The following is a 14,484-nucleotide window of genomic DNA, read 5'->3' as shown; positions in this document are numbered from 1 at the left end:
GCCCGGCGCTTTCCTTTTACGGAAACCTTGCGTGCCTCAGGCGCGCAGGTCCTGCTTCATCCGCGTGCCGTCCGGTGCCATCGTCTCAACTGAGATCGGCGACGCCGAAGGATCGTCGTGCAGCGATTTCAGCAAGCCCCAGATCATTGCGATCAGCACAAAGGAAATCGGGAAGGCCGCCGCAATCGACGCCGTTTGCAGGGCGCCAAGCCCCCCGGCCAGCAGCAGCGCCGCCGCCACCACGCCTTCGCCCAGGCCCCAGATGATGCGGAACTTCTTCGGCGGGTTGTCATCGCCCATCGACAGCATGGTGGTGATCACCAGGGTGCCGGAGTCCGACGAGGTGATGAACCACGAGAACAGCAGGAACGTCGCCAGCAGCGACATCGGCCAGCTGACCCAGCTCATGTCGCCCATCCAGCTGGTGGCGCCGATGTTGTCGATGGTCCCGAACAGCGCGCTCGGCAGGTTCCAGTCGCGCACGGTCTGGATGATGCCTGCCCCATCGGCCGAGGCCACACCGGACCCCATGTGCATTTCCTGCCAGATCGCGTTGCCGCCGAACATGCACAGCCAGAAGAACGCGATCGTGGTGGGAACAAACATCACCCCGACCATGAATTCGCGGATGGTCCGGCCGCGCGAAATGCGGGCAATGAACACGCCGACAAACGGTGACCAGGAAATCCACCAGCCCCAGTAAAAGATCGTCCAGCCGCCCTGCCAGGCCACATCCGGGCCTTCGGTCGCGGTCCAGAACCCCATCGGAACGAAGCTGGCAACATAGTCGCCGACCGTGGTCACAAACAGGCCCATCAGCCACTGGAACGGCCCGAAGATCACAAAGGCCGCCAGCAGCACGATCGACAGCCAGATGTTCCATTCCGACAGGATGCGGATGCCTTTGCCAACGCCGGACACCGCGGAAATGGTTGCGATCACAGAAACAACCGCGATCAGAACCAGCTTGGTCCCGATACCGGGATCAATGCCGAACAGATGGTTGAGGCCCGCAGCCATCTGGCTGACTCCCAGGCCCAGCGAAGTGGCGACGCCAAACACCGTGCCGAATACCGCCAGAAGGTCTACCGCGTGCCCCCAAGGGCCATAGATCCGTTCGCCGATCAGCGGATAGAGCGCCGACCGCAGGGTCAGCGGCAGCTTCTTACGGAACCCGAAATACGCCAGGCTCAGACCAACCAGCACGTAGAACGCCCAGCCGTGGAACCCCCAGTGGAAGAAGGTCACGCGCATCGCGTCCACTGCCCGCTGCATGTCCATCGCCGAATGGCCTGCCAGTTCGGCATGCGGGTTGTTGGGATAGCCCCAGACTTCGGAGTTGTCGAAGTAGAAAATCGGTTCGGCCACGCCAAAGAACAGGATGCCGATGCCGATGCCTGCGGAAAACAGCATCGAGAACCAGCTGAAGTTGCTGAACTCGGGGCGCGAGTCATCGTCCCCCAGGCGGATCTTGCCGAAACGCGAGAACATCAGCCAGAAGCAGACAAAAAGCCCGATGGAAAACAGGGTGATGTAATAGAAGCTGAGCCCGTTTTCGATCCAGCTCCGGATCGATTTGTAAAGGCCTCCGGCAAACTCGACGTTCATGACCGTAAAGATCACAAAGGCGGCGATCATGCCCTTGGCTGCAATGCTCATCCCCGGATGAAGACCGGTAAAGAAACCGGATTTCGCCACCAGGTGGCTGTTGGAATTATCTTCAGACATTTGGTCCTCCCAATTGTTTCTGATGCCTCAGCGCCGGGGCCCTCCAGCCGCGGAAAGCTGAGCGGAGCGCGCGGCGGGATGAAAGCTCTCCCGATGGCCCGGCGCTCCGGCATGGTCCTCCCCGCTGCCGCGGTTACAGGCAGCACACCTTCAAAAAACGGGCCGGATCGGGGAGGAGACCCGGCCCGCAAAAGAAACCCGGCAGCGCGCGAGCCGCCGGGTTTCCAAGTCATCCGCGCTGGCCGACGTGGCGCCCGGCGCCCTCGGGCAGCGGCAGGCTTGCGTGCGCCGCGGCAAAGGACGCCAGCTTGTCCGCCACCTCCGGCGACGGCAGCGAAGTGCCGCGCGCGTTCAGGTCCATGTGCAACAGCAGCGTTTCCACCGTCGCCGCCAGCTTGCCCTCGGGGCCGTGCAAGCGGTGGAACAGATGCATCTTCTTGCCTTCGCCCTGCAGAACCTGGGTGGTCACGGTCAGCGCATCACCCTCGTGCAGCTCATCCAGGAAGCGCACGTGGTTCTCGACAGTGAAATAGCTGCCGCCCGCGGCGATGTACTCTGCATCCGCTCCGACCATCTCCATGAACCGGTCGGTCGCCTGGGCCGAGGCCTCGGTGTAATGCGCCTCGTTCATGTGGCCGTTGTAGTCGGTCCAGCTCTGCGGCACCGGGCGGCTGACGGTGACCGGCAGCTCCACAATCTCCGGCACGGGCAGCGTGGCTTCATGGGTTTTGATAACGCCCCCTGCCCCGCTGCCGGACTTCTTCAGCGCCCGCATCATGCCGACCAGGTTGTCATCCCGCAGCCGCTCCAGTTCGCGGATCGGCATGTGGCCAGATTGCGCGTCCGACTGGCCCGCGATCAGGTCGACCAGTTCCTCGGTGAACTCCGGCACATCCATCAGCTTGGTCCAGGGCCATTCCAGCGCCGGGCCGAACTGCGCCATGAAGTGCTTCATGCCCGCCTCGCCGCCGGCAATCCGATAGGTCTCGAACAGACCCATCTGCGCCCAGCGGAGGCCAAAGCCCATGCGGATCGACTCGTCCAGTTCCTCGGTGGTGCAGATGCCGTCCTTGATCAGCCACAGGCCCTCGCGCCAGACCGCTTCCAGCAGGCGGTCGGCAATATGCGCGTCGATCTCCTTCCGCACGGTCAGCGGATACATCCCCACCTCGCGCAAAAGGTCTGCAGCTTGCGCGCAGGTCTGCGCATCCCCCACCAGCTCAACCAGCGGCAACAGGTAGACCGGGTTGAACGGATGCGCCACCACGGCGCGGGCGCCTTCGGCATTCAGCTCTGAGGGCTTGAAGCCGGAGGTCGAGGAACCGATCACCGCATTTGCAGGCGCGTGTTCCTGAATCTGAGCGTGGATCTTGTGCTTCAGCTCCAGACGCTCCGGCACGCTTTCCTGGATCCAGTTCGCCTCACCCACGGCTTCCGCCATGTCCGCGTGAAAGGTCAGTTCGCCTTCGGCCGGCAGCGCCTTGTCATAGAGCGACGGCAAGGAGCGGCGGGCGTTGGCCAGCACTTCGCCGATCTTGCGTCCCGCTTCCGGGTCCGGGTCGAACACCCGCACATTCCAGCCGTTCAAAAGGAACCGCGCGGCCCAGCCGCCGCCGATAACTCCGCCGCCGATGATTGCTGCTGTTTTCATGATCTATCCTCTGATCGCCCTCCCCGTGCGCCCGCCGGTGCACAGGGGGTGTACAGGGGGTGCACGCATGGCACCCCCGCATTTCGGCTTACTTCGCCACCGGCGCGCGCTTGGTCAGGCCCAGCTTTTCACGGACCGCCTCCGGGCCGATGATCCGGGCGCCCATGCCCTCGATCACGCCGACCGCGCGCTCCACAAGCTGTGCGTTGGTGGCCAGCACGCCCTTGTCCAGGAACAGGTTGTCCTCAAGGCCCACCCGCACGTTGCCGCCCGCCAGCACCGACTGCGCCGCATAGGGCATCTGGTCGCGGCCAAGGGAGAACGCCGACCAGGTCCAGTCCGACGGCACATTGTTGACCATCGCCATGAAGGTGTTGAGGTCGTTCGGCGCCCCCCACGGCACCCCCATGCACAACTGCACCAGCGCGTTCGGCTCCAGAATGCCCTCCTTTACCAGTTGCTTGGCAAACCACAGGTGGCCGGTGTCAAAGGCCTCGATCTCCGGCTTCACGCCCAGATCGGTCATCATCTGGCCCATTGCCCGCAGCATGCCGGGCGTGTTGGTCATCACGTAATCGGCCTCGGCAAAATTCATGGTGCCGCAGTCGAGGGTGCAGATTTCCGGCAGGCATTCCGCGATATGGGCCATCCGCTCGGTGGCGCCGATCATGTCGGTCGCGGCTTCGTTGACCGGCAGCGGCGCTTCGGTCGAGCCGAACACGATGTCGCCGCCCATGCCCGCGGTCAGGTTCAGCACCACGTCAACTTCGGAATCGCGGATGCGGTCGGTAAGCTCCCGGTAATACTCAAGTTTCCGGGACGGCGCGCCGGTTTCAGGGTCGCGCACATGGCAGTGAACCACCGCCGCACCGGCCTTGGCGGCCGCGATTGCGGACTCGGCGATCTGCTTGGGTGAGCGCGGCACATGGGGGGATTTGTCCTGGGTGCCGCCAGAGCCGGTCACGGCGGCAGTGATGAAGACGTCTCGGTTCATGGTCAGGGGCATGGTCTCGCTCCTTTGGGGTTAAGCTTGCAATTCAGGGTGATCCGCAAACAGCGCCAGCGCCTGCGGATTGGCGATGCCGGAGAGGTTGCGGACAGGGTGTTTGTTCACCACGTCCCGCACCGCCAGCTCGGCGGTCTTGCCGGATTTGGTGCGCGGGATGTCTGCGACGGCTATGATTTTCGCGGGCACATGGCGCGGCGAGGCGTTCTTGCGGATTTCCGTTTTGATCCGGGCAGTTAGCGCATCATCCAGCGCAGCACCTTCGGCGGGAACCACAAACAGAACCACCCGCACGTCGTTGTCGAAGCTTTGGCCGACAACCACCGCATCCGCGACCTCGTCGATCTTGTCGAGCTGCCGGTAGATCTCCGCCGTGCCGATCCGCACGCCGCCGGGGTTCAGCGTCGCGTCCGAGCGCCCCAGCACCACATATCCGCCGTGTTCCGTGCGGATGGTGAAATCGCCCTGCCGCCAGATATTGGGATAGGTCTCGAAATAGCTGGCGCGGTAGCGGGCATCGCCCGCGTCGTTCAGGAAGCACGTCGGCATCGACGGATGCGCATTGCGGCAGACCAGCTCGCCCGCCACACCTTCAACCGGTTCGCCCTGATCGTTCAGGGTCGCCACATCCAGCCCCAGCATCGGCGCCTGGATCTCGCCCTGGTGCACCGGCAGCAGCGGGCAGCCGCCGATGAAACAGCCCAGAATATCGGTGCCGCCGCAGATCGAAGCCAGCTGCACATCCGCCTTCCAGTCGGCATAGACATGGGCAAAGCCCTCGGGCGACAGCGGCGAGCCGGTGGACAGAACCACCCGCAGCGCAGCCAGGTCATGGCTGTCCGCAGGCCGGTTGCGGCGCTTTTGTGAAGCATCGATGTATTTGGCGGAAATACCAAAATGCGTGACCTTCTCCGCCTCCGCCAGGTCGAACAGGCGGCGCATGCCCGGATACATCGGATTGCCGTCAAACAGCACGATCACGGCCTCGGAGGCCAGCGCCGCCACCTGCCAGTTCCACATCATCCAGTTGCAGGTGGTGTAATAGAACATCCGGTCGCCCGGGCGCAGGTCGCAGTGCAGCTGCTGCTCCACCAGCATCCGCAGCAGGGTGCCACCGCCGGAATGCTCGATGCACTTGGGCTTGCCGGTGGTGCCGGAGGAGAACATCACATAGAGCGGATCGCGAAAGCCCATCGGCCTGCAGTCCAGTGCCGGGGCGTCCGCCTGTTTGAACGCGTCATAGGCGGTCATGCTCTCCGGCAAATCCGCGGCATCGCCTGCGTAAGGCCAGACCACGATCTGCTGAATCGAAGGCACTCGTGCGGCAACCTCTGCAATGGCGGCGCGGGTCTCAAACACCTTGCCGTTGTAGAAATAGCCGTCGGCGGCAAACATCAGCTTGGGTTCGATCTGGCCGAAGCGGTCGACCACCACATCAGGCCCGCTTTCCGGCGCGCAGGATGACCAGACCGCCCCCAGCGAGGCGGTCGCCAGCATCGCCGCCACGGTCTGCGGCATGTTCGGCACATAGCCGGCAACGTGGTCGCCTGCGCCGATCCCCGCGTCCCGCAGCGCGGCGGCCAGCATTTCCACCTCACGCTTCAGATCGGCGCGGGTCCAGGCCATGCGGCGGCCATCCTCGCCGATGAACACAATTGCCTCGCGCCCGTCAGCGTTCTTCAGGAATGTCTCCGCGATGTTCAGCCGCGCTTCGGGGAAGAAGCGGACCTGCATCGGGTCCCGATTGGCCAGCAGCGGAACCGTGCCCTGATCGCCCTCCAGCCCGCAGAAGTCCCAGGCCAGCGGCCAGAAGTCCTGCGGCTGCGCAACCGACCAGGCGTGCAGACCGGCAAAGCTGTCCAGCGGTGTTCCGACGATCGCAGAAGCCTGCGACATGAAACCGGACAGCAAAGGTTTGCGGCGCGCCGAAAGGCCCGGCTGCCAGAGGAGAGGAGCGGTGGTCATGGAGGTATCAGTGGTTAGAGAGCGGTCGTCGGCGGATCGTCAAGGTGCTTGACTTCCTGCGTGATTAGCGCAGGAGTTGACGCTGCGTTTATACAGTTTCGGTCAAAAAACAGACAAATGCCGCCAAATCAGCCTCCCCTATTCGAATTCCTGCTGTTCGACGGGTTTTCCAACATGGTGCTGGCCAGCGCCATGGAGCCGCTGCGCGACGTGCGGATGAGCGCGGGCCAGGATGTTGCCGGATGGCGTGTCACCACGCTGGACGGGGCGCCGGTGCGCAGCTCCAGCGGGCTGCAGATCACTCCCGATGGCGTCTTTGACGAACGTCAGGGAAACCGCACCTTGGTACTGGTCGCAGGCTACCATGTGCGCGAACAAGTGACGCCAGCGCTGCTGGCCAAACTCCGGACCGCCACACGGGCTGCCAAGCCGGTACTGGCGCTGGATACCGCCGCATGGCTGCTGGCTGCGGCCGGGGTGCTGGACGGCCATACAGCCACGATCCACTGGCAGGAGCTGGATGCCTTTGCCGAGACCTTTCCCCAAGTGGAGGTCTCCACCGCGCGGTTTGTACGCTCCTGCGCGTTCCTCACTTGCGGCGGCGCCAGCACTGCCCTCGACATGATGCTAAGCCTCATTCAGGATCTCTACGGCTCTGCCGCCGCCTTCGGCGCCTCGACCATGTTCGTTTATGACCCCTCGCGCCAGTCTGAGCTGAACCGCGGCGCGGCGCGGCTGGAGCAGCGCGGCTCGCCCAAGATCCTGAAGGCGGCAAACCTGATGGCAGAGACCATCGAAACCCCGATGAGCACGGCGGCGCTGGCCAAGCGCGTGTCGCTGTCCGAACGCACGCTGGCGCGCGCATTCCAGCGTGAACTGGGCATGACGCCAGGGAAATACTACAAGATGCTGCGGCTCCAGCACGCCCGCTACCTGTCGGAGGAAACCCATCTGAGCCTGGAGCAGATTGCCCTGCGCTGCGGGTTTTCCTCTGCCTCCTCACTCGGGCGATCGTTCAGCGGGCATTTCGGCCGGACCATCCGCGAGGCGCGGGGACAGGAAAAACCCTGGGTGCAGAGAACCCGCGGTAGCGGGCGCGACTGAAAGCGGCTTCCGGCAGGCGGCAGCGGCTCTAGACGAGGCCCATTGCCACCGGTGAATGCGGCTCAATCCCGAGATCGCGAAACCCCGCAACCCCTTCGCCCACTGTATTATCGCGCCGCATCAGCGCGATCTGTGCCGGGGTAACCGGAGGCCTGGGCAGCAGCGACAGCAGCGCTGCCGCAACCCGCCACAGAACAAACGGCACCGGCAGCAGCAGGCGGCGGCGGCCGGTGCGTGCTGCCAGCCGCTGCAGGATGTCACGGTAGGCCAGCACATCCGGCCCGCCCAGCTCAAACACTTTGCGCTGCGCCCTCGGGCCATCCAGAACACGGGCCACCGCTTCCGCCACATCCTCCACCCAGACCGGCTGCAGCCGGGTCTGGCCGCGGCCGAACAGCGGGATCACCGGCAGTTGCGCAACAAGCTGCTGCAGATCCCCGAAAAATACACCGCCCTGGCAGAACATTACGCTGGGCCGCAAGATCACCGCATCCGGGCAGGCACTGCGCACCGCGGCCTCCCCCTCAGCCCTGGCCCGCACATAGGCCGAGGGCGAATGCAGACTGGCGCCGATGCCGGAGATATGGATCAGCCGCTGGCCCGGGGTCTGGCGCACCAGCCGGGCGATCCTGCGGGCGCCCTCCACATGCACGCTGTGAAAATCCTGCTGCCGGGTTTCCGTGTAAAAGCCGATGCAATTGACCACCCACGCGGCACCGCTGAGAGCACGGGCCATGACGCTCTGCTGTGCCAGATCGGTCTGCACCTGCGCCACCCCCGGTTCCCACTCCTGCGGCGGCGCCGCCCCGGGCGCACGGGTGCCCGCGCTGACGCTGCAGCCCTGCTGCTGCAGACGCCGCACCACCCGGCGGCCAAGAAACCCCGTGCCGCCCAGCACGATCACTCTGCGCGGGCTGATCTGCATCCGGAAACGCTCCCTTTGGGGATCTGCGCCTCCAAATAGTGCGTCCGCACCGCCGCGCCACCCGCCTGCGGCTCTGCCGGATCAATCCAGCCGGAACCCGATCTTCAAGCCGACCTGAAAATGGGCGACCTTGCCGTCCTCGACATGGCCGCGGATCTCTCCAACCTCGAACCAGCCGATGTGGTCAATGGTCTTGGATGCGCGGGCAATGGCCCCGCTGATGGCATCCTCGATGCTGGACTGCGAACTGCCGACCACATCCACTGTCTTGTAAACCGCGTCACTCATCACACACCTCCTCACTCTGCAGCCCTTGCGGCCGCAGTACGGGGTCCAGTGTGACCGGATCCGCGCCCGCGTCCAGAGTTTCCGCAGCCGCGCGGCGCGGATCCCCTGTTCATCTGGCTGGAAATATCCCCGGGGGAGCGCGAGGGGGCAGGCAGCCCCCTTGTTCATGTCCTCAGCAGATCAGCGCATCACAAAGGGGTCGGGGATCGGATCGTCGCTGGTGCGCAGCCAGACTGCCTTCACCTTGGTGTAATCCAGCGCCGCCTGCAGCCCGCCCTCGCGCCCGTGGCCCGACAGGCCGTGGCCGCCAAAGGGGGCAATCGGGCTGACCGCGCGGTAGGTGTTGACCCAGACAATACCGGCCCGGATGCCCCGGATCATCCGGTGCGCGCGGGTGAGGTTCCGGGTGAACACACCCGAGGCTAGGCCGAAGGCTGTGTTGTTGGCAATCTCCAGGGCCTCTGCCTCGGTCTCGAAGTCCACCACCGACAAGACCGGGCCGAAGAATTCATTCGACAAGCAGGGAGCCTCCGGCGCATCGGAGCAATCCAGAACCGTAGGCGGGAAGAAGAACCCCTGCCCTTCCAGAGCTGCGCCGCCGGTGACAACTTTGGCGCCGGCCTGAGCCGAAGCCTCGATCAGCCGCAGCGCATGGTCGCGCTGTTTCAGGGTACAAAGCGGCCCCACTTCGGTTGCCATGTCATCCGGCGCGCCGATCACCACCGCTTCGGCTTTCTCCTTCAGCCGCGCAAGAAACGCATCCTTGATCCCCTTCTGGATCACCAGCCGCGATCCTGCGACGCAGCTTTGCCCGGTGGCCGCGAATATGCCGGAGACCTGCGCATTCACCGCACTTTCCAGATCGGCGTCGTCAAACACAATGAAAGGCGACTTGCCGCCCAGCTCCAGCGAGGTGGAGGCGAGGTTTTCCGCCGAATTGCGCACGATATGACGCGCGGTCTCCGGCCCGCCGGTAAAGGCCACATGGGCAACACCCGCGTGGCTGGTCAGCGCGGCACCCGCCTCCGGCCCGCCGGTGATCACGTTCAGGACGCCAGCCGGAAAACCCGCCTGATCAAAGATCCGGGCAAATTCCAGCATTGGTGCCGGGCCTTCCTCCGACGCTTTCAGCACAACCGTACAGCCCGCCGCCAGCGCCGGGCCGATCTTGACAGCGGACAGGAACAGCTGCGAGTTCCACGGCACGATGGCCGCCACCACGCCCACCGGCTCGCGCCGCAGCCAGACCTCCATGTCGGGCTTGTCGATCGGCAGATGCGCGCCCTCGATCTTGTCGGCGAGGCCTGCGTAATAGCGGTAATACTCCGCCACATAAGCAATCTGGGCCGAAGTCTCCCGGATGATCTTGCCGGTGTCGCGGGTTTCCAGCTCTGCCAGCTTAGGCGCGTGTTCCGCCACCAGATCGGCCAGCCGCATGAGCAGCTTGCCGCGCTGGGTGGCGGTCATCCCGGCCCATTCAGGCGAGAAGAACGCAGCCTCCGCCGCCCGCACCGCCCGGTCCACATCCGCCGGTGACGCGGCAGGCATCTGCGCCCAGGGTTTGCCGGTGGCCGGATCGAGGGTCTCGAAGGTTTCCCCTGCGTCCTCAAACGCACCGCCGATGTACTGCTGGAAGGTCTGCATTCTCAGGCTCCCTTACTGAAACGCGGGCATGACTTCGGTGATGAACCGCTCAAGCGAGGCTTTCTTGCGCTCGAAACTCATGCTGCTGTCGATCCAGAACGAGTATTCATCATAGCCGAGGGCTTCATACTTTTTCAGCCGCTCGATCACTGCCGCGGGTTCGCCGATCACCAGATCGCGTTCCATCGCCTCGGGGCTGTAGAACGGATGCGCCGCGATCTCTTCGTCGCTCAGGGGATCAATCAGGCCCTGGCTGACGTCCCGCTTGTTCATGAACCAGGCACCGAAATAGCAGTAGAACCGGTTCAGTTCCTCCGCCCCGCGTTTCACGTCCGCCGCGCTGTCCGCGACATAGGTGTGCTGCAGCAGCATGATCTTAGGCCGCGGCACATCGGCGTGCTTGGCGCAGGCATCGTTGAACTTGCCCATCAGGTCGGTGATTTCCTCATCACCCTTCCACAGCGGCGTCACCTGCACGTTGCAGCCGTTGGCCACGGCAAATTCATGGCTGTTGGGATCGCGCGCCGCCACCCAGATCGGCGGGCCGTCCTGCTGCACCGGCTTGGGCGAGGATGTGGTTTTCGGGAAGGAATGAAATTCCCCTTCCTGCGCGTAATCGCCTTGCCAAAGTCCCTGAACCGCCGGGATCAGCTCGCGCATCCGCTGGCCCGCCTCCCAGGCGTCCATGCCCGGCATCATGCGTTCGTATTCATAGGAGTACGCCCCGCGCGCGATGCCCAGATCCAGGCGGCCGTCGGTGATAATATCGGTCATCGCCGCCTCGCCCGCCAGCCGGATCGGATGCCAGAACGGCGCAATCACCGTCCCCGTCCCCAGCCGCACGTTCTTGGTGTGCCGCGCCACGTCAATGAGGTTCAGAAACGGGTTCGGCGAGATGGTGAAATTCATCCCGTGGTGTTCGCCGGTCCAGACCGCGTGCATGCCGCCGTCATCGGCGATTTTGCACAGCTGGATGAACTCGTCATAAAGCCGCTTCTGGTCGTCTGCCGCGGAAATCCGCTCCATATGCGCAAAGAGGGAAAATTTCATGCGCCCTTGCTCCCTGTCGCCACGGGGCGGACCTGCCCGGTGGTCTGATTGCCATAATACACCCCGAAATTGCCCATCCGGGCCTCACTGGCAAACCGCTCCAGCATGGTGCACATCGCCGCGTCGGCAATGTCCATCAGCGTGGATTGGGTCAGTGCCGTGAAAACACCCTTGGCCGGTGTGCCGCCGGCCGATTGGCATAGAAACGAGATGTGCTGATGTTCGCGCGCTTTGTCTTCGTAGACGGAATAAATGAACCCCGGCTCCGCCTCGACACCGGTGTCCGCGATCAGCTTGGCCAGGGCGGCAGAGGCGCCCTCCTTGCCGACCCGGATTTCCGGCAGCGTCAGCTTGCCCTGGTCGTTGCCCATGAGCAGCACCTTGCCCTCATGCTCGATCAATGCCGAGACGATCAGCTTGGCGCCTTGGGTCAGGGCCTCGGCCTCCGCCGCGGCCGTCACATAGGCGCCGCGGGCATATCCCAGTCCCGGCGCTGGCGAGGTCTCAAACGCCTCAACCCGTCCGATCAGGATCAGGTGGTCGCCCGCCTCAACCCGGTTGTGCATGGAACAGTCGAACCAGGCGGAAACGCCCTCGAACACCGGGCTGCCCTCAGGCCCCTTCTGCCAGCTGACGGCGGCAAAACGGTCCTCGACCGGGCGGGCAAAGGTGTTGGAGACGTCCTTCTGGTCCTCCGCCAGCACATTGACGGCAAAGCCCTCGGCCTGCTCGAACGCGGCGTAGTTGCTGGAGGAATTGGCAATGCAGACCAGCACCAGCGGCGGGTCCAGCGACACGGAGGTAAAGGAGTTGGCGGTAAAGCCGATGGGGTTTCCCTCGGGGTCATGCGTTGTCACCACGGTGACGCCGGTCATGAAAGTACCGAATGCATTGCGCAGGGCGCGCGGGTCGATCTCGCTCATGACGTTGCTCCTTCCGTATCCAGCCAGTCCTGCAGGGCGGCGTTGACCTCTGCGGGGGCGGTCAGGTTGACCATATGCCGGTGGCCTTCGATGACAACCGCCCTGCCCTGCGGCGCGGCATCCGCCATGGCCTGTGCCATCGCGGGTGTCGAGTTCGGATCGCCATCGCCGGTCAGCGCAAGCAGCGGGCAGCGGATGCCCGCAAAGCCGTCCGCATAGGTGCTGTCGCCGCAGGCAAAGGCGGTATAGGCGGCGGCGTAACCCGCCAGGTCCACGCCCGACAGCCATTCACCCACCTGCGCCCGCGCCGCTTGGTCGGCCTCTCTCTCCCCGAACCACCGCGCCAGCGGTGTTTCCAGATCAAAACTGCCTGCGCGGATTTCCGCAGCCCGCGCCTCAACCGCAGCCCGTGCGTCAGCCGAACGGCGGAACACCCCGTTCAGCAGCGCCACGCGGGCCGCGTTTTCCGGATGGCTGACAGCATAGCCGCCGGCAATCAGCGCGCCCATGGAATGGCCCGCCAGACTGACCGGCTCCAGATCCAGCGCCTGCAGCACGGCATGCAGCCAGGCCACATAGTCCGGCAGTTCTGTACCCTCCGGCAGCGGCGCGCTGCCGCCATGGCCGGGCATATCCAGCGCGATGACCTCATGGGTCTGCGCAAAAGCCTCGATCTGCGGCCCCCAGGCCGCCGACTGCATGCCGACCCCGTGGATCAGCACCAGCGGAGACCCCTCCCCTGCCCTGAGGCAGGCAGCAGGGCCGTAAGGCTCAGACAGCGGCAGGGTTGTCGACGTCATGGCCCAGTTCCTTCAGGTCCTGATAGCGGTCGCCGATCCGGTGATGCGGCCGCCCGCCGATGGAGGCGCCAAGCGCAATCACGATCTCATCCGGTCCAGGCGCATCGGCCACCGACAGCTGGATGGTCAGGTAGTGGCTGCGCCGCCCGCCGTCGTTCTTGTCCATCAGCGGGATTTGCAGCGAGGCGTTCGCGGGCCCGCGGGTATTGGTGAAGGCCAGATAGGATTTCGCCCCCACCGCCTCGCGGAAGTGGTTGCCAAAGCGCAGCGTGTGGATGAGGGCAGAGGCATGTTCCACCTCGCCATTCACCCCGACGATGGCGGATTTGCCGTAGCCCTCAACCTTATCGCCGCCGCCTGCGGCCTCCAGCACCATCGCCGTCAGCTTCTCGCCCAGACCCGGCGCGCAGTCTTGGATCGCCGGGCGCAGGTCCTCGACAAAGCCCTGCCCGGCCCAGGGGTTTTTGATCACCGCCACCGCGGCAATCATTTTCAGCGGCGTTTCAGCTGCCTTGCCGCCCTCGATCAGGGTTTCTTCGACATGCAGCAGCGTCTTGCGGATTTCGGCGGGCATCGGCGGATCTTTCCTGTCTGATTCCAGTTGCCGTAATATGGTATACCATCATACAGTATGTCAATGCAGCCTTGTTCCGCCCTGCCCCGGTTGCTATCGGAGGACTTATGACCAGCCCCATCATGAGCAAAATCGACCACCAGCCGCAGACCCTGCGCGATATCGTGCAGGAACGGATGCGCGAGGCGATCATCTCCGGCCAGTTTGCCCCCGGCGAACGGCTGGTGGAGCGGCCCCTGTGCGACCAGCTTGGCGTCAGCCGCACCGTGGTGCGCGAAACGATCCGCTACCTGGAGGCGGAGGGGCTGGTGGAGATCCTGCCCGGCAAGGGCCCGATTGTGGCGCAGCTCACTTGGGCCGACGCGCGGCAGATCTACGACATCCGCCAGATGCTGGAGACCGCAGCCGCCACCGCCTGCACCCAAAACATCACGCCGGAGCTGACAGTACAGCTGAAGGCCGCGCTGCTTGAGCTGCAAGAGGCCGTGGCGGCAGGCGTGCCCACCCCGATGCTGCGCGCCACGACAGAGTTCTACCGGATCATTTTCGACGGCGCCGGCCACAACGTCGCCTGGGAAATCGCCCAGCGTCTGAACGGACGCATCAGCCGGCTGCGGGCGGTGACGCTCTCAACAGCGGATCGCCAGAAGCCCGGTCCTGCCCATATGCAGGACATCTGCGAGGCCATCGTGTCAGGCAATACAGAAGCCGCACGCACCGCCATCGAACAGCATCTGAGCGACGCCAAACATACCGCAGAGCGCCTGTTGCAAGAAAAATAGCCGGTCTCCTCACTGGAAACCGGCTACCCAAGTTTGTTTGACGG

The 14,484-nt window shown here is 64.5% G+C and carries 13 protein-coding genes; 2 read left to right on the top strand and 11 right to left on the bottom strand.

The genetic code is table 11. The annotated features are described in order from the left end of the window. Positions 1 to 36 precede the first annotated feature (36 nt). The 4 genes from RA26_RS04070 to RA26_RS04055 all read right to left on the bottom strand — a co-directional run bounded on the left by RA26_RS04070 (position 37) and on the right by RA26_RS04055 (position 6,350). Positions 37 to 1,728 carry a BCCT family transporter gene (locus RA26_RS04070; protein WP_039180315.1) on the bottom strand — a complete coding sequence of 564 codons (1,692 nt, stop codon included), beginning with the start codon at positions 1,726 to 1,728 and terminating at the stop codon, positions 37 to 39. A gap of 229 nt (positions 1,729 to 1,957) precedes the next feature. Beyond that, positions 1,958 to 3,382, bottom strand: a complete 1,425-nt coding sequence (locus RA26_RS04065; RefSeq protein WP_241482579.1) for a carnitine 3-dehydrogenase — start codon at positions 3,380 to 3,382, stop codon at positions 1,958 to 1,960. An 85-nt stretch (positions 3,383 to 3,467) separates the two neighbouring features. Beyond that, complete coding sequence (locus RA26_RS04060) at positions 3,468 to 4,385, bottom strand: 3-keto-5-aminohexanoate cleavage protein (protein ID WP_019294380.1); 918 nt, start codon at positions 4,383 to 4,385, stop codon at positions 3,468 to 3,470. An 18-nt stretch (positions 4,386 to 4,403) separates the two neighbouring features. Continuing rightward, a complete protein-coding gene (locus tag RA26_RS04055) occupies positions 4,404 to 6,350 on the bottom strand; it encodes an acetoacetate--CoA ligase (protein ID WP_082015752.1) in 1,947 nt (648 codons plus the stop codon). 117 nt (positions 6,351 to 6,467) lie between these two features. Between RA26_RS04055 and RA26_RS04050 the strand changes: the two genes are divergently transcribed. Beyond that, entirely contained in the window at positions 6,468 to 7,454 is a 987-nt protein-coding gene (locus tag RA26_RS04050) for a GlxA family transcriptional regulator (protein ID WP_039180304.1), read from the top strand. Between the two features lie 28 nt (positions 7,455 to 7,482). On the opposite strand, the gene RA26_RS04045 is transcribed toward RA26_RS04050, so the two are convergent. The 7 genes from RA26_RS04045 to RA26_RS04015 form a co-directional block, all read right to left on the bottom strand. Further along, entirely contained in the window at positions 7,483 to 8,379 is an 897-nt protein-coding gene (locus tag RA26_RS04045) for a complex I NDUFA9 subunit family protein (RefSeq protein ID WP_039180302.1), read from the bottom strand. A gap of 81 nt (positions 8,380 to 8,460) precedes the next feature. After that, positions 8,461 to 8,667: a dodecin gene (locus tag RA26_RS04040; protein WP_039180299.1), complete on the bottom strand. Its 207-nt coding sequence runs from the start codon at positions 8,665 to 8,667 to the stop codon at positions 8,461 to 8,463. 180 nt (positions 8,668 to 8,847) lie between these two features. After that, complete coding sequence (locus RA26_RS04035; protein WP_039180296.1) at positions 8,848 to 10,311, bottom strand: aldehyde dehydrogenase; 1,464 nt, start codon at positions 10,309 to 10,311, stop codon at positions 8,848 to 8,850. A gap of 12 nt (positions 10,312 to 10,323) precedes the next feature. Then, complete coding sequence (locus RA26_RS04030; protein ID WP_039180293.1) at positions 10,324 to 11,361, bottom strand: LLM class flavin-dependent oxidoreductase; 1,038 nt, start codon at positions 11,359 to 11,361, stop codon at positions 10,324 to 10,326. Then, positions 11,358 to 12,284, bottom strand: a complete 927-nt coding sequence (locus RA26_RS04025; RefSeq protein WP_039180289.1) for a flavin reductase — start codon at positions 12,282 to 12,284, stop codon at positions 11,358 to 11,360. Before RA26_RS04025 ends, RA26_RS04030 begins: the two co-directional genes overlap by 4 nt. Then, entirely contained in the window at positions 12,281 to 13,084 is an 804-nt protein-coding gene (locus tag RA26_RS04020) for an alpha/beta fold hydrolase (RefSeq protein WP_039180286.1), read from the bottom strand. The genes RA26_RS04025 and RA26_RS04020 overlap by 4 nt, the downstream gene beginning before the upstream one ends. After that, positions 13,056 to 13,658 (bottom strand): amino acid synthesis family protein, encoded by a 603-nt coding sequence (locus tag RA26_RS04015; protein WP_039180284.1) that lies wholly within the window; start codon positions 13,656 to 13,658, stop codon positions 13,056 to 13,058. The genes RA26_RS04020 and RA26_RS04015 overlap by 29 nt, the downstream gene beginning before the upstream one ends. A gap of 107 nt (positions 13,659 to 13,765) precedes the next feature. Between RA26_RS04015 and RA26_RS04010 the strand changes: the two genes are divergently transcribed. Further along, a complete protein-coding gene (locus RA26_RS04010; protein ID WP_039180279.1) occupies positions 13,766 to 14,440 on the top strand; it encodes a GntR family transcriptional regulator in 675 nt (224 codons plus the stop codon). Positions 14,441 to 14,484: the final 44 nt, after the last annotated feature.

This window comes from Leisingera sp. ANG-M7, from assembly GCF_000813965.1.
Classification (GTDB): domain Bacteria; phylum Pseudomonadota; class Alphaproteobacteria; order Rhodobacterales; family Rhodobacteraceae; genus Leisingera.
Note: the sequence above shows the minus strand (reverse complement) of the source record. Positions and strands in the feature narration are given on the sequence as shown.